15 protein-coding genes and 1 pseudogene are annotated in these 17,826 nt (G+C 69.7%); all 16 read left to right on the forward strand.

Annotated elements, in window-relative coordinates:
- Positions 1–41: 41 nt before the first annotated feature.
- Entirely contained in the window at positions 42–1,148 is a 1,107-nt protein-coding gene (locus ACWEVP_RS42255) for a radical SAM protein (protein ID WP_452068211.1), read from the forward strand.
- Positions 1,145–1,624 (forward strand): annotated as a pseudogene (tmk, locus tag ACWEVP_RS42260) (dTMP kinase); the annotation flags it as partial. The gene ACWEVP_RS42255 and the pseudogene tmk, both read left to right, overlap by 4 nt.
- 143 nt (positions 1,625–1,767) lie before the next feature.
- The gene (locus ACWEVP_RS42265) at positions 1,768–2,583 is read left to right on the forward strand and encodes an endonuclease/exonuclease/phosphatase family protein (protein ID WP_452068212.1); all 816 of its coding nucleotides are present in this window, start codon (positions 1,768–1,770) and stop codon (positions 2,581–2,583) included.
- Positions 2,584–2,638: 55 nt separating this feature from the next.
- On the forward strand, positions 2,639–3,133 hold the full coding sequence (locus tag ACWEVP_RS42270) for an NUDIX hydrolase (protein ID WP_452068213.1): 495 nt from the start codon (positions 2,639–2,641) through the stop codon (positions 3,131–3,133).
- Positions 3,134–3,983: 850 nt separating this feature from the next.
- Positions 3,984–5,036, forward strand: coding sequence for an NlpC/P60 family protein (locus tag ACWEVP_RS42275; RefSeq protein ID WP_452068214.1), 1,053 nt, complete (start codon positions 3,984–3,986; stop codon positions 5,034–5,036).
- A 716-nt stretch (positions 5,037–5,752) separates the two neighbouring features.
- Complete coding sequence (locus ACWEVP_RS42280; protein ID WP_452068215.1) at positions 5,753–6,094, forward strand: NADH-quinone oxidoreductase subunit A; 342 nt, start codon at positions 5,753–5,755, stop codon at positions 6,092–6,094.
- Positions 6,085–7,326 carry a hypothetical protein gene (locus ACWEVP_RS42285; RefSeq protein WP_452068216.1) on the forward strand — a complete coding sequence of 414 codons (1,242 nt, stop codon included), beginning with the start codon at positions 6,085–6,087 and terminating at the stop codon, positions 7,324–7,326. The genes ACWEVP_RS42280 and ACWEVP_RS42285 overlap by 10 nt, the downstream gene beginning before the upstream one ends.
- The gene (locus ACWEVP_RS42290) at positions 7,319–8,245 is read left to right on the forward strand and encodes a complex I subunit 1 family protein (protein ID WP_452068217.1); all 927 of its coding nucleotides are present in this window, start codon (positions 7,319–7,321) and stop codon (positions 8,243–8,245) included. The genes ACWEVP_RS42285 and ACWEVP_RS42290 overlap by 8 nt, the downstream gene beginning before the upstream one ends.
- Positions 8,246–8,259: 14 nt before the next feature.
- Positions 8,260–8,823, forward strand: coding sequence for an NADH-quinone oxidoreductase subunit J (locus tag ACWEVP_RS42295; protein WP_452068218.1), 564 nt, complete (start codon positions 8,260–8,262; stop codon positions 8,821–8,823).
- On the forward strand, positions 8,820–9,125 hold the full coding sequence (nuoK, locus tag ACWEVP_RS42300) for an NADH-quinone oxidoreductase subunit NuoK (protein WP_452068219.1): 306 nt from the start codon (positions 8,820–8,822) through the stop codon (positions 9,123–9,125). The genes ACWEVP_RS42295 and nuoK overlap by 4 nt, the downstream gene beginning before the upstream one ends.
- 4 nt (positions 9,126–9,129) lie before the next feature.
- Positions 9,130–10,947: an NADH-quinone oxidoreductase subunit 5 family protein gene (locus ACWEVP_RS42305; protein WP_452068220.1), complete on the forward strand. Its 1,818-nt coding sequence runs from the start codon at positions 9,130–9,132 to the stop codon at positions 10,945–10,947.
- Between the two features lie 17 nt (positions 10,948–10,964).
- Positions 10,965–12,437, forward strand: a complete 1,473-nt coding sequence (locus ACWEVP_RS42310) for a complex I subunit 4 family protein (RefSeq protein WP_452068221.1) — start codon at positions 10,965–10,967, stop codon at positions 12,435–12,437.
- A 16-nt stretch (positions 12,438–12,453) separates the two neighbouring features.
- Positions 12,454–13,866: an NADH-quinone oxidoreductase subunit N gene (locus ACWEVP_RS42315; RefSeq protein ID WP_452068222.1), complete on the forward strand. Its 1,413-nt coding sequence runs from the start codon at positions 12,454–12,456 to the stop codon at positions 13,864–13,866.
- A 97-nt stretch (positions 13,867–13,963) separates the two neighbouring features.
- Positions 13,964–15,739, forward strand: coding sequence for a VanW family protein (locus ACWEVP_RS42320; protein ID WP_452068223.1), 1,776 nt, complete (start codon positions 13,964–13,966; stop codon positions 15,737–15,739).
- A 198-nt stretch (positions 15,740–15,937) separates the two neighbouring features.
- Positions 15,938–16,525 carry a M23 family metallopeptidase gene (locus ACWEVP_RS42325; protein WP_452068224.1) on the forward strand — a complete coding sequence of 196 codons (588 nt, stop codon included), beginning with the start codon at positions 15,938–15,940 and terminating at the stop codon, positions 16,523–16,525.
- Positions 16,526–16,597: 72 nt separating this feature from the next.
- On the forward strand, positions 16,598–17,826 hold a 1,229-nt coding region (locus ACWEVP_RS42330), incomplete at its 3' end, for a cbb3-type cytochrome c oxidase subunit I (RefSeq protein WP_452068225.1).

Here is a 17,826-nt window from a genome sequence, read left to right on the forward strand (position 1 = left end):
GTTTCACCGCCACCTGCTCGCCCGACCTGGAGGACCGAACGATGACCGTCCGTCCGATCGCCGTCGACGAGCAGGCCTCGAGCTGCTACTTCCGCACCACCGTCGATACCCCGTATCGCAAGGCGCTCGTCCAGATCACCGAGCGGTGCAACCTGCGCTGCGCGCACTGCTTCGTCTCCGCGACCAAGCACGGCAAGGACATGCCGCTGACCGAAGTCGTGAAGAAGGTCATCCCCCGGCTGGCCGACGCCCGGGTTCGGAGGGTGACACTGACCGGCGGCGAGCCGACCATCCACCCGGACTTCCTCGGCATCGTGCACGCCTTCCGCAACGCCGGGATCGACGTCGGCATCTGCACGAACGCCACCGAGCTCGACGACAAGCTCATCCAGCAGCTCGCCACGGCCGGAGTCCACGTCAACGTCTCGCTCGACGGCTTCGCCGCCGACTCCCACGGCCTGTTCCGCGGCGACCGCGCCTCCTTCGACGTCACCATCGCCAACGTCCGGAAGCTCGCCGCCGTCGGCCTCCTGCAGGGGCTGCTGTGCACGCCGAACTCCTTGGCCGCCAACGAGGAGTACGTCCGGCTGTGCGCGTTCGCCCGCGAGAACGGCGCCCGCTACGTCCTGCTCAACCCGCTGGGCAGCATGGGCCGCGGCGTGAAGTCCCAGCGGAAACTCGCGAAGACCACCATGCACATGCAGGAGATCTTCGAGCTGACCGCCCCCTTCGACGGCCCCGACCTCGACATCGCCCACATCCGCTTCCCCAACACAGACCGCAAACCGCTCGCCGGCTGCGAAGCCGGCACGATCATCTACGTCTTCACCCCGGGCGAGGTCACCGTCTGCCCCTACCTCGTCTTCGCCGCCCGCACGCCGATCTCCCGCCACCCCGACACCGACTTCATCGTCGGCAACATCTTCACCGACCGCGACCTCGCCGCCCGCCTCGACACCTACCGCTTCCACGACCGGTTCACCGTCGGCGCCAACCCGACGTGCACCTCCTGCAGCCTCGAGCCCAGCTGCGGCAAAGGCTGTCCGGCCGCTGTCGTCGCCGCGGGCGGACGCATCGGCGACGTCGACGCCGAGCAGTGCCCCGTCACCGCCGAGGCCCAGCGGCTTCTGCCTCTGGACGTCGCATGAGCGCGCCGCGACTGCCCGGCAAGCTGGTGACCTTCGAAGGCCCCGGCGGCATCGGGAAGACCACGATTACCGCGCTGGTCGCCGAACTCCTCGACGCAGACGGCGTCCCCGCGCACGCCACCGTCCAGCCGTCCCGCACACCTTTGGGCGAGCTGGCCCGGCACGGCACCGACACCTACCGCGACATGGCCCTGGCCTGCCTGTGCGCGGCGGACCGCCATCACCAGCTCGCAACCGAGATCCTCCCGGCCCTCTCCGAGGGCAAGGTCGTGCTGTGCGACCGATACGTGGCATCGTCGCTGGTCCTGCAGGGACTTGATGACATCCCGCTCGATGTCGTCTGGGCGCTCAACCACGACGTGTACCGGCCCGACCTCGTCTGCACGCTCAGCGCGGCCCCGGCAGCCGTCGAACAACGCCTTCGCGCCCGGGGCGGGCACAGCCGCTTCGAACGCAGCCCCGGGAGCAGCTTCCGCGAAACCTACGGCTACCTCGCGGCCACGACGTTCCTGCGCGACCAGGGCTGGCCCGTCCAGATGGTCGAGTGCGCCGACGATCCCCGGACCACGGCTGGCACCATCGTCGACCTGATCCACCGCACCCTCACGGAGAGCCCGGCATGCCCCTTACCGTCCTCACCCTCAACGTCGGCAACCCCGCCGTCGAACGAGCCCGCCTCCAACGCGACTGGCTCGCCCGCCGCAGCGAGGACGTCTTCGTGCTCACCGAGACCGGCTCCGGACCCGGCACCCAGCTGATCGCCGAGTCCTACCGCGACGCCGGCTGGTCGGTCACCTTCCCCCCGCATCCCGACAAGGAACGCGGCGTCATGCTGCTGTCCAGGTTCGAGTGCACGGTGGACCCCATCGGCGCGGCGATGTCCTACCTGCCCGCCCGGCTGGCCGGCATCGTGCTGGACACCGACCAGGGTCCACTGCGCATTCTCGGCGCCTACGTCCCTTCTCGCGACGCCACCGAGGCGAAGACCACCCGCAAACGCGCGTGGATCGAAGCCTTCCATCAGGCTTACGAAGCCACTGGCGACAACGCCGCCGTTCTCCTGCTGGGTGATCTCAACGTCCTGGAGCCCGGGCACGTGCCGCCTCACCCGGGGCAGTTCGCGCCGTTCGAGACCGCCTTCTACACCGCACTAACCCAACGGCACGGCTTCACCGACCTCTTCCGCGCGCTCCATCCGACCGCCGTCGAGCACAGCTGGGCCCGCCGCGCCGAACTCGGCTACCGCTACGACCACGCTCATGCCTCTGCCCAGCTCGTCTCCCGACTCGCCAGCTGCTCGTACGTCCACGACACCCGCTCGGGCAACCCCGCGCTCACGGACCATTCCGGACTCGCCGTCCAGCTAGCGCTCACCGCGACCACGCCGCTGATAACCTCCGACCCGGCCGCGGATCGCGAGGCGACACTGTTCTAGCCCAGGGTGCTCGTGCCCGGCCGCCGCCACGCCGCCGAGCACGAGGACCCACCGGATGACCGTCCCCAGCGAACCGGCCCTGCGAGTCGGCGCCCGCATCCTACTGCTCAACCACGCCGACGAAGTCCTGCTCATCCACGCCCGCGACCCCGACGACCCCGCCCATCACTGGTGGGAACTCCCCGGCGGCGGCCAAGACCCCGGCGAAAAGCTCGAGGACACCGCCCGGCGTGAAATCGCCGAGGAAACCGGCCTCGTCCTCGACGAGATCGGCCGCAAGTTGTGGACCCGCGAAAGCCGCTTCACCTACCGGGGCCGAGACCACCACCGACTCGACCACGTCTACCTCGCCCGCACCGACACGACCACACCGCGCGCCGCGCTCCGGCACACCGCCAACGAGCGGGCGGGCCTCATCGAGCGCCGCTGGTGGTCAGCCGCCGCGGTCTCAACTTGCCGTGACAAACTCCTGCCCGCTGAACTACCCGACCTCCTCCAAGCAATCCTCGACGACCGCTTCCCACTGACCCCCCTGGCACTCACCGCCTGAGATCCACCGCGCCGGCATGGACGCGTCGCTGCCCAGGCCGACGGATGGCGATCCGGGCACGAAACGGCCTCGCCACCGGGCCGTCCGGCGGCGAGGCCGTCCACCGATCCGACGGGACCCGAGCCACGGCAGCCGCGAGCAGCGTGCGACCGGAACCCAGGCGCCGGTAGCTGGCGCCGACGTGGACGTAGTCCAGGGTGGCCGTTCGGCAGCTCGGGCACAGGCTCGCGGTTACGGTGCCGTCGAGATTCAGTTCGATGCGGCCAGCCAGTTTCCGCTGCCGGCGGATGGGCGACCAGGACGAGCCCGTCACCCGGTGCCGCAGCGGACTCGTAGTGGACCGTGACGTCGAGGTGCGCCCACTCGGCGAGCCGTCGCGCCGCGGGCTCGCAGGCCACGGCCGGCGGAGACTGCTCTCAACCAGCAGACTGCTCGCGCCCGCTCCCCACTGATCGAAACCCGGGTCCTACTATCAGCATTAGCAGGCAGTACTAGTCGAAATAGCAGAATGTGACTTACCTGGCTGCACTGATTTTCGGTGCTCCACCAGCGACTTTACTCTCCCGGACAACTTTTCTTCCGCCGAACGGTAGACGTCGCCGAGCTCTTTTCGTAGCCTGGCCGAGATCTCGCGGTGGCTGCCGTCGGCCGGACGGCGACGCGGGATCGCCGCCGGGCACGGCTTTGTCGGGAAGCCGGAACCGGAACCACACCGCGCGCATCACCTGTTGCGGCCAGTGCTGCCTGAAAGAGGCACTGCCGGATGCGCGGTGGACGGCGAGCATGAGTCCCGACTCGTCGTCCCGTGGTGACGGCTGGCGGACGACGAGCAAAGGAGACCCGCGCGACCGTGCTGTCGCATCCCATCAGGCGCGTGGTTTCAGGTGCCCTGGCAGCAGCTTCGGTGATCTTCGTGGTCACTGTCGCCCAGCCGACGGCCACTGCCGCCCCAGTCCCCTTCCTCCAAGCTCCGCCCAGTGGGTCGGATGCATTGGCCAAGTACCGCGAACTCGCGGAGCAGGCCGAGAAGCTCAACGAAGACCTGCTCAAAGCCCAGAGCGATCTGGACGCCAAACAGGGTGAGCTCGACAAAGCGAACAACGATGTCAACGCGGCGAAGGACCAGGGCGCCAAGGCCACCGAGAATCAGAAGAAGTACCAGGCCGAGGTCGACAAGTTCGCCGGCGCGTCGTTCACCAGCGGTGTCCAGCTGAACAAGCTGTCGGCCCTGCTGTCCGGCACGTCCACCCAGGACTTCCTGGACCGGTCCTCGGCGCTCGAGGTGCTGGCCACGGACAAGAACGCCGCGATGAACAACCTCACCGGCGCCGTCCAGCAGGCCACCGAGGCCACCAACAAGGCTTCCGACGCCGCGAAGCGCGCGCAAGACGCCCGCGACGCGGCGGCCAAGCTGACCGAGGACATCAAGGCCAAGCAGAAGACCCTCAACGACCAGATCGACCAGGTCAAGGCCGCCGACAAGAACCTGAGTGCCGCCGACCGGGCCGCCCAGCGCGACACCGGCGGCAAGGCACCCAACGTCAAGGCGCCGACCGCGGCCGCGCAGACCGCGGTGGACGCGGCGCTGAGCAGGCTCGGCAAGCCCTATGTCTGGGGCGCGACCGGACCGGACTCGTTCGACTGCTCGGGCCTGCTGCTCTGGTCGTACGCGAAGGCTGGCATCACCCTGCCGCGCAACTCCGCGGCGCAGGCGCAGTACGGCACCCCGGTGCCACGGGATCAGCTGCAGCCCGGTGACCTCGTGGCGTACTACTCGCCGGTGTCGCACATCGGCATGTACATCGGCGACGGCAAGATGGTGCACGCGCCGACCAGTGGTGACGTCGTCAAGATCTCACCGCTTCAGAGCCAGTACGCCGGGGCCACCCGGCCCACGGCCTGACCTCGAAGAAGTAGGACCGGGGCGGCATCGCAGGTGCGATGCCGCCCCGTTTCGTCCCCCTGGCATCACGGCCGTGATTGACGGCCTCGACGGCGCGACCTGACTACGAGCCACCACGCTCCGGCAGCGCCCAAAGCGAGCGCCCCGCCGCCGACCCAAGCGATTTCGCCGTATGCGGGCGCACTCGTCCCGGCAGACGCGCCGGGACTGGAGGACACCGACGGGACAGGCGCGACAGCGTGGGTCGCGGTGCAGATGTTGTCCTGATAAGGGTTCGTCGTGTTCACCGGATGGAACTCATAGCGCGTACCCAGGCGATACGTCCGGTCGACGCTGGTGGCTCCGTGCGCTGACGGCGTTCCACTGACCGTGACGTCGCGGCCGTCGTCGGTCCGCACCCGAGCGATCAATCCGTCGCGCTCGGTCGAGAGAACCGTGCCCATGAACAGGGCCGGCGACGCGACCGGCGGCGTCACACAGGACGCCGACGCGGGTGTGGCCCAACCCAGCAACCATCCTGCAACGGTCACGGCGACGACGGGGACTCCTCGGCGAACAACCTTCATGTCCCAAGGACGGTGACGACCGGCCTCGGCGTTGCACGCCCTTTCCGCCCTTTACCCCCCACCCGTATGTGTATGATCCGATTTCGGGGTGCTCGACCAAGGTCAACCCCCTAGGCTGGCTAGTAGACCGGCGAGACCTGAGGAGGCGTGGTGCAAGGTGCACTCGTAGTGCTCGTCGGCGTCCTCGCCCTCGCTGCCGCTTTCTACGGTGTCGCGAGACTGGTCCGGCTGGCGCCCGCCGCCCGGGACGTTCTGCCGTTCCTCTCCGGTGGCGCACCGGCCGAGCACGCGGCCTCCCGGTACCACGTCCGCTGGTACACGATCACGATGGTCTTCCTGGCCTTCGACATGGAGATGGTCTTCATGTACCCGTGGACGCTCGTCGTCGCGGAGGTGGGGACGCCCGCTGTGGTCGAGATGTTCGCCTTTCTCGCCGTGTTGTTCGCCGGCGTCTGGTATGCGTGGCGAGAAGGCGTCTTCCGATGGACCTGACAACCTGCCTGCTCGGCCGGACGCCGGTTCGGCCGCTCATCGCCACCACGGTTGGCGGGACGGGCGTTCGTCTGGCCGTCGAGCAGGAGATGCGCAGGCGCGGCTGGCGGTCCGCGGTCAACCCGGCGGAAGCGAACCTGCTGGTCGTCGCGGGCCCGGAAGACCCGGCGATGGCGCCGTTCGTCGACGCGGTCTGGCAGTTGGTCCCGGCACCGCGCGTGCGGATCAGTCCGGAAGACCCGTCCGAGGTCGCGGCGGCACTTTCCGAGGCCGAGCGCCGCCTGCGCTCGCGCGACGATCAACGCTCGGCGGCGACGGCGGCGGCGGCGGCGGACAGCGAGGACCATCACGCGCCGGAGGCGGACCACCACCACGACCACGCCAAGCCGGAAGGCCACGGCGATCAGCAAGAGGCGCACGACGAACACCGCGTGCACGCGTCGCACGGGGAGCACGAGCACGGCGGCCACTCCGACCACATGGAACACGGCCACCACCAAGAGCACACCGCGCACGACGAGCACGCCGGGCCGGACCAGTCCGGCCACATGGAGCACGGCCATCACCACGGGCACGACATGTCCGGCATGGAGATGCCGGGCGGCATCCCGATGGCCGACCGGGCCGAAGATCGCGACGGCCTGAAGCTCGACCGCTTGACCGTGCCGCTCGGGCCGATCCTCCCGGCCTGGCCCGCCGGCCTGCTGGTGCGCACCTTCCTGCAAGGCGACGTGGTGCAGGAGGCGGTCGTCGAGACCGTGCTGCACCACGGACACCGGACGCCCGCGTTCTGGGACAGCTTGACTTCCGACCGCGTCCGGATCGCGGCGCGACGGCTGGACAGCTGCGCGCGTCTGCTGACCGTGGCCGGCTGGGAGCACGCCGCAGTCACCGCCGCGCAGCTGCGGGATGGCCTGCTGGCCGGCGATGACGTCGACGCGCGGTTCACGCGATGGGCGAGACAGGTCCGTCGCTCGCGAGTCCTGCGGTGGTCCCTGACCGGTATCGGCGCCCACGCCGGCTCCGGCGACGCGCTGGACCGCCTGCTCCGCTGGATCGACCAGGCCGCGGCCGCGCTCGACGACTCCGCGAATTCGATCGAGATCGACGATCCGGCCGAGATCCTCGACGCCCTGCCGAGGCTGCTGGCCGGAACCGAGTTCGCCACTGCCAGATTGGTCGTCGCAAGCCTTGACCCCGACCTCGAGCGCATGCGGGTGTCCCATGGTTGACGAACTCCCCTGGTGGGGTGGCCTGCTGCTGCCTGTGGTGCTCGCGATCCTGGCCACGGCGACCGCCTCGTGGGACGCGGTCCTGCGTGACCGGGCGAGTGGCGGTCCCGTGCGACCGGCGATGACGCTGCCCTTGCGTCAGGCCGGTGGGCTGCTCGTCCAGCAACGCCGTCGCACGATCGGGGCCGACGTCCTGCTCGGGCGCGGCGGTGCTCTCGCGCTGCTGCTGGCCGCGGTGCTCGCTTCGCTGGTGACGCCGCTCGGCCGGTGGGCGGTGGCGGACCTGTCGATCGGGATCGTCTGGTTCAACGCGATGGAGGTCGTCGCCTGGACCGCCGTCTGGCTGGTCGGCTGGGGCGCCAACTCGGCGTACGGCCTGGTCGGCGGCTACCGGTTCATCGCGCAGGGCCTGGCCTACGAGCTGCCGCACATGTTCGCGCTGATCACCGCCGCGCTCGGTGCCGGTTCGCTGCGGGTGGCCGACGTCGTGACCGCGCAGGACTCGGTGTGGTTCGTGGTGTGGATGCCCGTCGCGTTCGTCGTCTACCTCCTGTCGGTGCTCGCGATGGCGTTCTGGGGTCCTTTCGACCACCCGGTCGGTGCCGACGCCGCCGGTGGCGCGGCCGCCGAGCTGTCCGGTGTCGACCGGCTGGCCTTCGCCGCCGCGCGGTGGCTGCTGCTGACCTCGGGTGCGGCGTTCGCGGTGCCGCTGTTCCTCGGCGGCGGGTCCGGGCCGCTGCTGCCCGCGTGGCTGTGGTCGCTGGTGAAGACCCTTGCCGTGCTCGCGGTGCTGGTGTGGGTCAAGCGCCGGATCCCCACGCTGCGGATGGAGCGCTACCAGGAGATTGCCTGGATCGTGCTGATCCCGCTGACGCTGCTGCAGGCCCTGGTCGTCGCCGTCGTCGTGCTCGCCCGCTAGAAAGGAGGAGTCTCATGTGGACGCAACTCGCGTTCTGGGTGTGCGCGGTCGGCGCGGTGGTGACGGGGATCGCGGTGTTCCGAGTGGACTCCATGGCGCGCGCCACCTTCGCGCTGCTGGCGTCGTTCATCTTCGCGGCGGGCACGGTCCTGCTGCTGAACCTGGCCTACCTGGGCGTGCTCGTGATCCTCATGATGATCATGGAGATGGTCGTCATGGTCGTCTTCATGATCATGTACATGATGAACCCAGCCGGCCTGATGCCGATGACCATGGTCCACAACCAGAAGGGCTCGCTGGCGATCGCGGGCGGGGTGTTCGCCGCGCTCGCCGCCGGCATCTTCCTGGTCGACTGGCCGACGTCGAACGCGCCGCGACCGGCGGATCCGACGCGAGCGCTCGGTGAAGCGCTGATGGGCTCGAAGATGCTGGTCATGATGGTGCTCGGGCTGTGCCTGTTCGCCACGATCGTCGCCACCGTCGTGCTGGCCCACCACCGCGGCCGCTACGACCGCTACGGCGACCGGCTCCGCGAGAAGCGGCCCACGGACCCGATCCGGGGAGGGCTGGACCGGTGACCCTGCAGGCGTTCCTCCTCCTGGCCGCGGCGCTGTTCAGCCTCGGCCTCTACGGCGCGCTCTCCCAGCAGTCCATCGTCATGATCATGATGGGGCTGGAGCTGATGGCCAACGCGGTGATCGTCGCCGGGGCCGCGTTCTGGTACTTCGCCTCACCCACGCGGCCGGACGGCCAGGTCGTCGTGCTGGTCGCGGTGACGCTGATGGCGGTCGACATGGCGATCGGCTTCGCGGTGGTCACGGCGATCTTCCGGCGGCGCGACGTCGACCTGACCGACTCCGCCGCGGACCTCAAGGGTTGAGCCGATGACCCTCTGGCTGCTGATCGCCCTCCCCCTCGCCGCCGGCGCCGGGCTGCTGCTCGCCGGCCACACCGCCGACCGCGTCGCACCGGCAGCCGGTGTCGGAACGGCCGTCGGCACGCTCGCCCTTGCGGTCGCCACCGCGGTCGCGCGGCCCGAAGTGTCCGCTCCGCTGCTGGCCCGGCTGCCGATCGGGCTCGCCGTGGACGGGCTATCCGCGGTCATGGTCGTCACGGTCGCGGTGGTCCTGGTGGCCGTGTTGGTCTTCGCCGCCGGAGAGTTCGGGGCGAACGAGTCCCGGGCCCGCTTCCACGGCCTGATGCTGGTCTTCGCGGGGGCCATGCTGGTCACGGTCACCGCTCGGGACCTCGTGGTGCTGCTGATGGCCTGGGAGGTCATGGGCGCCTGCTCGTACGCCCTGATCGGGTTCTGGTGGCGCGAGGACCACCGCGCCGGGTCGGGCGCGCTCGCGTTCCTCACCACGCGTTCGGCCGACCTCGGCCTGTACCTCGCGGCCGGCGCCGCGCTCTCGGGCGGGGTCGCGGGACTGAGCCTGGCCGGGTTGCCGACGGCGGCTGGCGGCTGGCGGGACGCCGTGGCGGCCGGGATCGCGCTGGCCGCCCTCGGGAAGTCCGCGCAGCTGCCGTTCAGCTTCTGGCTGTCCCGCGCGATGGACGGCCCGAGCCCGGTCTCGGCGCTGCTGCACTCCGCGACCATGGTCGCCGCCGGGGCCTACCTGCTGATCCGCGTCGAGCCGCTGCTGGCCGCGACCGGCTGGGCCGCCGACGCCGTGGCCTGGACCGGGGTGCTGACCGCGCTGGTCCTCGGCGCGGTCGCCGTGGTCCAACGCGATCTCAAGCAGGTGCTGGCCGCGTCGACGTGTTCGCAGATCGGGTTCATGGTGCTGGCCGCGGGCGTCGGCGGGGGTACCGCCGGCACCGGGCAGCTCGTCGCCCACGCGGCGACCAAAAGCCTGCTGTTCCTCGGCGCCGGGGCCTGGCTGGTCGCACTCGGCACCAAGGACCTCGACCGGCTTCGGGGCGCCGCGCGCCGGTATCCACTGCTCGGCGTGCCGTTCACCGTCGGGGCGCTCACCCTGGCCGGGGTGCCGCCGCTGTCGATCTGGGTGACCAAGGACGCCGTGCTCGCCGCGGCCCTGGCGAGCTCCCCCGCGCTGTACGTCGCCGGGCTGGCGGCCGCGCTGGTCAGCGGCGCCTACGTCGGCCGGGTGCTGGCGATCCTGTGGCAACCCGCCGAGGTGGCCGAGCGGCGGCTGAACCCGCTGCTGCTCGGCCCGTTGCCGGTGCTCGCCGCGGCGGCCGCGTTGCTGGGGATCGGTGGCCTGCCGGACTTCGCGCGCCGGTTCGCCGGGCTCGTCGGCGTCCCGGAGGTCACGCCCGGCTGGGTCGAGCTGCTCGTGTCCGGGCTGCTCGCGATCGTCGGGGTCGTCGGGGCCGCGCTCTGGGTCCGTCGCCGAACGCTGCCGGAAGTGGAGGTCCTCGCCGATTGGCTGCGGCTGGAGCGCGTCGCCCACGTCGCCATCGCGACGCCGACGATGCGGCTCGCCCGCGGGCTGGCCCGGTTCGACGACCAGGTCGTGGACGGCGGCGTCCGCGCGGCCGCCGCGACCGGCGCGGCGCTCGGGAAGCTGGCCGACGTCCGCGTCGAGGTGTCGATCGACGCCGTCGTCCGAGGGATGTCGCGAGGTGCCCGCGCGCTCGGGCGGCTGGCGCCCCGGCCGCAGACCGGGCAGCTGCACCACTACTACGCCCAAGCCGCCGTCGCGTTGGGCGTCCTGGCCGTGTTGTTGATCATCCTGTGACGAACGTGAGGTAGCGCGTGCTCAGCGTCGTGGTGTTCCTGCCCCTGGTGGCCGCGGTGGTACCGCTCGTGCTGCCGCGCGCCGGGTTCGTCCGCTGGTGGTGGATCGCCACCGCCACGGTGGACCTCGCCCTGGTCATCGCGCTCTGGATCGGCTACCCCGGCGGCGACGGCTACGCCTACGAGGTCAACCTGCGATGGATTCCCAGCATCAGCTCGGGCTACCACCTGGGCGTCGACGGGCTCAGCCTGCCGCTGCTGGCCCTGACGGCCGTGCTGTTCCTCGCCTGCGCGGTCTATTCGCTGCGGCAAGACCATCGCGTCCGGTCCTTCGCCGTGCTCTTCCTCTTCCTCGAGTCCGTCAGCCTCGGGCTGTTCGTCTCGCTCGACCTGATCCTGTTCTTCGTCTTCTTCGACCTGTCCATCGTCGGCATGTACTTCGTGATCGCCGGCTGGGGCCACCGAGACGCTGCTCGCGCCGCGCTGAAGTTCTTCCTCTACACGTTCGTCGGCTCGCTGGCGTTGCTGGTCGGGTTCATCGCGCTGTACGTCACGGCGTCGCCGCACACCTTCGACATCGTGGAGCTGACCCGCCGGACGCCGCTGGCCGGAGGCGGGTGGGCCGCCGGGCTCGTGCTGCTCGCCCTCGGCGTCGGATTCGCGATCAAGACCCCCACCGTGCCGTTCCACACCTGGCTGCCGCCCGCGCACACCGAAGCACCCGCGGCCGGGTCGGCGATCCTGGCCGGGGTGTTGCTGAAGATGGGCACCTACGGCTTCGTCCGGATCGCGATGCCGATCCTGCCGGACACCTGGCGCCGCTACGCGATCGTGTTCGTCGTCATCGGCGTCGTGAGCGTCCTCTATGGAGCGTTGGTCGCCCTGGGGCAACGGGACTTCAAGCGGATGATCGCCTACACCTCGGTCAACCACATGGGATACATCGTCCTGGCCGTCGGCGCGGCCGGGCTCGTCGCGAACTCCGACGCCGAAGCACGCCAGCTCGCCGTCACCGGCGCAGTCACGCAGATGGTCAGCCACGGGCTGATCACCGGTGCGTTGTTCCTCCTTGCCGGTGTGCTCTACGAGCGCGGCGGCACCTACGACATGGACCGCTTCGGCGGGCTGGCGGCCAGTGCGCCCCGCTTCGCCGGGCTGACCGCGGCGGCCGCGTTCGCGTCGCTCGGGCTGCCCGGGTTCTCCGGCTTCATCGCGGAGTTCCAGATCTTCACCGGCTCGCTCGGCGCGGCGCCGGTCGCGACCGTGCTGGCCTTCCTCGGCATCCTGGTGACAGCCGCACTGTTCCTCCGTGCGTTCCAGAGGGTGTTCCTGGGCAAGGGGAACGGACCGACGGCCGACCTCACCGCCGCCGAAGGCGTCTCGATCGCGCCCTTGCTGGTGCTCGCGGTCGTCGTCGGCGTCTTCCCGCGGTTCCTGCTCGACCTGATCGAACCCGCATCGCGGTCGGTCCTGAACCTCCTGGCCCGGTGACCGCGCCGTGGAGATGATGAACGAGGACCCCCTCGCACTGCTGCCCGAGATCATCCTCGCGGTGGCCGCTGTCGCCGGGCTGCTGCTCGGCTCCTACCTGCCCCGGCAACGGCAGTGGCCGGTCCGGCTCCTCACCGCCCTCGCCTGCGCGGCCGCGCTGGCCGCCACCGTGGTGGTCTGGAACGACCCGGCCAGGACGGTGTTCGGGGACAGTTACGCCATCGATGTCGCCACCAACGCCGGACGTGTCATCGTCCTGGGCGCCGTGCTGCTCACGCTCGGGGCCAGTGCCGGGGAGTTCCGGTCGTCCCCGCGCGAAAGCGAACTGTACGTCCTGGTCATGCTCGCGGCCCTCGGCACGATCGTCCTCACCGGCGCGAACGACCTGCTCCTGCTCGTGGCCGCGTACCTGCTGGCCAGTATCCCGCTGTACGCGATCGCCGGGTTCGCCAAGGACGACCTCGGCACCGAAGGTGCGCTGAAGTTCTATCTGCTCGGCGCGCTGCTCGGAATCACGATGCTGGCCGGAGCCACCGTCCTCTTCGGCGTCGGCGGCGCGACGACCTACGCCGACCTGCAGAAGTCGCTCGGCGCCGCGCCCACCGCCGCGGTCGCCGTCGGGTTCGTCGGGGTGCTGGCCGGGCTGCTGTTCAAGATGGGCGCCGTCCCGGCGCACTTCTGGATCCCGGACGTCACCGAAGGCACCCGCCCTCCCGCCGCGGCGTTCCTCACCACGGTCCCGAAGATCGGCGGCGTCGTCGCCGCGTACCGGCTGGCCGCCACCGCGATGTCCGGCTCGGCCGTCGACTGGCCGCTGCTGCTCGCGCTGATCGCCGCGGTCACCATGACGCTGGGCAACCTGGCCGCGTTCTTCCAGCGCGACGTGCGCCGGCTGCTCGGCTACTCGACGATCAGCCAGGTCGGCTACCTGCTGATGGCCGTCGTCGTGGCCGGCCGCAGCGCACTGGCGCTTCCGAGCACGCTGCTCTACCTCGCTGCTTACGCGGTGACGAACCTCGGCGCCTTCGCGGTCGTCTGCGCCCTCCCGCAGCGGCAGCTGATCGACGAGTACCGCGGCCTGCTCCGCCACCGCCCGTGGCTGGCGCTGAGCCTGGTGGTCTGCCTGCTCGGGCTCGTCGGGACGCCACCGACCGCCGTCTTCGCGGGGAAGCTGACCGTCTTCACCGCGGCCCTCGACGGTGGGTACGGCTGGCTCGTCGTCGTGGCCGCCGTCAACACCGTCGCCAGCCTCTTCTACTACCTCCGCTGGATCGCCCCGGCCGTGCGCCCCGCCGAGGTACCGGAAACCTCCGTCGTCGACCGCTGGGCCGCGACCACCGCGTATGCGGCCACGGTGGGATCGCTCGCACTCGGGCCGCTGTCCGGACTCTTGCTCGCCGCGTTCCGAGGTGACCCCTCGGCGATGTGACCGGGTCCCGCACCGAGGCTCAACTATGCACGGTAGTAGCCTCGGAACATCCTGCCTGGCACGTGCGCGGGCAGAGGCGACATCCGGGGAGAATCTCTTGCACCCATCGACGGGCGATGACGGCTGGCCGACGACGGATCCCGACCGGGAAGGCACCAGCACCCAGAACCGCGAGGGGTCGGCGCGCCCGTGGTGGCGACGTCCGGCGACCATCGCCGCAGCGTCGGTTCTGGGCGCACTCGGGTTGCTGTACGTCGTCGATCTGGCTGTCACCGCAGGAGACGTCCCCCGGGGAACGTCGGTGGCCGGGATTCCGGTCGGCGGCCTGACCCCGGCCGACGCACAGGAGAAGCTGTGGAAGGCGTTGACGCCGCGGCTGGGCGCGGCGATCCAGGTGACCGCGGGTGACCGATCGACCCAGTTCGTACCGGCGTCGGCGGGTGTCCGCGTGGACTTGGCAGCCAGCGTGGCGCAAGCGGGTGGGCAATCGGCCAACCCGTGGACCCGCTTGGCTTCCGTCTTCAGCGATCGGGAGTTCGGCGTGATCGCGTCCGGTGACGACCAGGCACTCGGCAAGGTCATCACCGCGATGCGGCCGGCCGTCGACCGCGCGATGGTCGAAGGCACCGTCCGGTTCGACGGGCTCACCCCGGTTCCAGTACCCCCTCGAGCGGGTCAGGAACTGAACGAGGCCAAAGCCAAAGCAGCCCTTGTAGCCGGCTGGGCCGCCGGCGACCGGATCGAGCTCCCCGTTGACGTCGTGCAGCCGAAAGCCACTCCGGAAGGTGTCCAGCGGGCCGTCGACGACGTCGCGCGACCGGCAGTGTCAGGGCCGGCCACCGTCCAGGGCGACGGCCGCAGCGCCACCGTCGAGCCCCGCAAGATCGCGTCAGCGTTGACGTTCCGCCCCGGCGACAACGGAAACCTGCTGGCCACCTTGGACAAGGCCAAGCTCGACGCGGCGATGGACAAGCTCGCTCCGACCGAGAAGCCGGGCCAGGACGCCAGGATGGACTTCTCGAGCGGCCAACCGATCGTCACGCCGTCGAGCAACGGACGGGTGATCGACTGGGACAAGACACTGGCGGATCTCCTGCAAGCCGTCACCCGGTCCGGAGATCGGACCGTGCAGGCCGCCTACGTCGACGCACCCGCGAAAGTCAGCGCCGACGACGTCAAGCGGCTGGGTATCAAGGAGGTCATCGGCGAATTCACCACCGGGGGTTTCGCGCAGGACTCCGGGGTGAACATCCGCGTGGTCGCCGAAAAGGTCAATGGAGCGATCGTGAAACCGGGCGAGACGTTCAGCCTCAACGGCTACACCGGTCCCCGCGGCGCGCCACAAGGCTACGTCGAAGCAGGCGTCATCGAAGACGGCGTCCCGGCCCGCGAAGTCGGTGGCGGGATCTCCCAGTTCGCCACGACCACCTATAACGCCGCGTACTTCGCCGGCATGACCGATGCGGGGCACAAGGAACACAGCTTCTACATCAGCCGCTACCCCGCCGCGCGCGAGGCGACCGTGTTCCAGAACCCCGACGGCAGCAGCGTCATCGACCTGAAGTTCACCAACGACTTTCCCACCGGCGTGGCGATCCAGACCATCTGGACGAGCTCGTCGATCACCGTGAAGCTGTGGGGCACCAAGCACGTCACCGTCGAGTCGATCCCCGGGCCGAAGCACGACTACGTGGACCCGCCCACCGTCACGAAGCCGGCAGGCCCGTCGTGCAAGCCGGTGCAGGGCAAGCCCGGGTTCACCGCGTCCGACACCCGCGTGATCCGCGACCTCAAGGGAGCCGAGATCAGCCGGAAGACCCGGACGGTTCGGTACAACCCCGAGCCGACGGTCGTCTGCTCCTCCAGCGGCTGACGACGGTGCGCGAGACCCTCGGAAATCTACTATCGCGAATAGTGGTAACGTTCCGGTCTCGCCCCACCCCCGACGAGAGGCGCCGTCTTGGCCAGGCATCCTGCCCCACCAGAGGCACATCGCGCCCGGCTCGCGCTTCGGACCGGCGTACTCCTCTTCGGTTTTGCCGCGGGAGCCGCGGTCGCGGCCAGCCAGGCCGTGGCCGACGAGAACGGCCCAGCCACCGCCCTGCCGAAGATCGAACCCGCCGAGGCCGCATTGGCACTGATGCCGACCGCACCTCGGGCCGTCCACGACGAACTGGCGACTCTCAACGACGCCGAGCAGTTCCGCCGGGAAAAGACAGCACAACAGGAAAAGCGTCGCGCGGAAGCCGAGAAGGCGGCACGCGAACGCGTGTACGCGCCGGTCACCGGCGTCATCACGTCGAACTACGGGCCGAGATGGGGTACGACCCACTACGGTCTCGACATCGCCAACCGCGTCGGCACGCCGATCCGGACGCCTCTGGCGGGCACGGTCATCGAAGCCGGGCCCGCCAGCGGCTTCGGCCTGTGGGTCCGGATCCGGCACGACGACGGGACGACGACCGTCTACGGCCACATCGACAGCTACGCCGTACGGACCGGCGAACGGGTCACCGCGGGTCAAGTCATCGCCGAAGTGGGCAATCGCGGGATTTCCACCGGCCCCCACCTGCATTTCGAGGTGTGGTCGCCGAGCGGACGCAAGACGGATCCGCTCGCCTGGCTGCAAGCACGCGGCGCCGACATCCGTCCGAGATGAGCCAACCGGGACAATACATACTATGTAGAATAGTAGTGCTGTGTCGACCTCACCTCACGCTGGAGCCGATCCATGGCAGTGAAGCCTCACCCGATCGCCGTCCGAGCGCCCCAGCCGAGCAGGGGGCCGAAGGGGTCGTACCTGCTGCGGTTGTTCCGCACGACGGACCACAAGCAGATCGGGATCATGTACCTGGTCACGTCGTTCGCCTTCTTCATGGCGGGCGGCGCGATGGCCATGCTGATCCGCACCGAACTGGCGCGCCCCGGGCAGCAGTTCCTTTCCCAGGAGCAGTACAACCAGCTGTTCACCATGCACGGCACGATCATGCTGCTGCTGTACGCCACCCCGATCCTCTTCGGCTTCGCGAACTTCATCCTGCCGCTGCAGATCGGCTCGCCGGACGTCGCGTTCCCGCGGCTGAACGCGTTCTCGTACTGGCTGTACCTCTTCGGCGGCCTGATCACCGTCTCCGGGTTCGTCACACCCGGCGGCGCCGCCGACTTCGGCTGGTTCGCCTACAGTCCGCTCTCGAGTGCGATCAGCTCTCCGGGAATCGGGGCCGACCTCTGGATCACGGGATTGCTCGTGTCCGGCCTGGGCACCATCCTCGGCGCCGTCAACATGGTCACCACGGTGGTCTGCCTGCGCGCTCCGGGCATGACGATGTACCGGATGCCGATCTTCACCTGGAACATCCTGGTGACGTCGATCCTGATCCTCATCGCCTTCCCCATCCTCACCGCCGCCCTGATGGGCCTGCTGGCGGACCGGCGGCTGGGTGCGCACGTGTTCGACCCGGAGAACGGCGGCGTGATCCTCTGGCAGCACCTGTTCTGGTTCTTCGGCCATCCCGAGGTCTACATCGTCGCGCTGCCGTTCTTCGGCATCGTCTCGGAGATCTTCCCGGTCTTCAGCCGCAAGCCAGTCTTCGGCTACAAAGGACTCGTGTTCGCCACTCTGGCGATCGCCGGGCTGTCGATCGCCGTGTGGGCGCACCACATGTACGCCACCGGCGCGGTGCTGCTGCCGTTCTTCTCCTTCATGACCTTCCTGATCGCGGTCCCGACCGGCGTGAAGTTCTTCAACTGGATCGGGACCATGTGGAAGGGCCAGCTCACGTTCGAAACGCCGATGATCTTTTCCATGGGCTTCATCGTGACGTTCCTCTTCGGCGGACTCTCAGGAGTGCTCCTCGCGGCACCCGCGATCGACTTCCACGTGTCGGACAGCTACTTCGTCGTCGCGCACTTCCACTACGTGCTCTACGGCACGATCGTGTTCGCCACCTTCGCCGGCAT

It is taken from the genome of Amycolatopsis sp. NPDC003865 (assembly GCF_053605345.1).

Excerpts from the sequence above, each read along its gene's own strand:
- ACWEVP_RS42285 (WP_452068216.1), top strand. The coding sequence starts at position 6,085 with ATGGACCTGACAACCTGCCTGCTCGGCCGGACGCCGGTTCGGCCGCTC.
- ACWEVP_RS42290 (WP_452068217.1), top strand. The coding sequence starts at position 7,319 with ATGGTTGACGAACTCCCCTGGTGGGGTGGCCTGCTGCTGCCTGTGGTG.
- ACWEVP_RS42305 (WP_452068220.1), top strand. The coding sequence starts at position 9,130 with ATGACCCTCTGGCTGCTGATCGCCCTCCCCCTCGCCGCCGGCGCCGGG.
- ACWEVP_RS42315 (WP_452068222.1), top strand. The coding sequence starts at position 12,454 with ATGAACGAGGACCCCCTCGCACTGCTGCCCGAGATCATCCTCGCGGTG.
- ACWEVP_RS42265 (WP_452068212.1), top strand. The coding sequence starts at position 1,768 with ATGCCCCTTACCGTCCTCACCCTCAACGTCGGCAACCCCGCCGTCGAA.
- ACWEVP_RS42270 (WP_452068213.1), top strand. The coding sequence starts at position 2,639 with ATGACCGTCCCCAGCGAACCGGCCCTGCGAGTCGGCGCCCGCATCCTA.
- ACWEVP_RS42295 (WP_452068218.1), top strand. The coding sequence starts at position 8,260 with ATGTGGACGCAACTCGCGTTCTGGGTGTGCGCGGTCGGCGCGGTGGTG.
- ACWEVP_RS42255 (WP_452068211.1), top strand. The coding sequence starts at position 42 with ATGACCGTCCGTCCGATCGCCGTCGACGAGCAGGCCTCGAGCTGCTAC.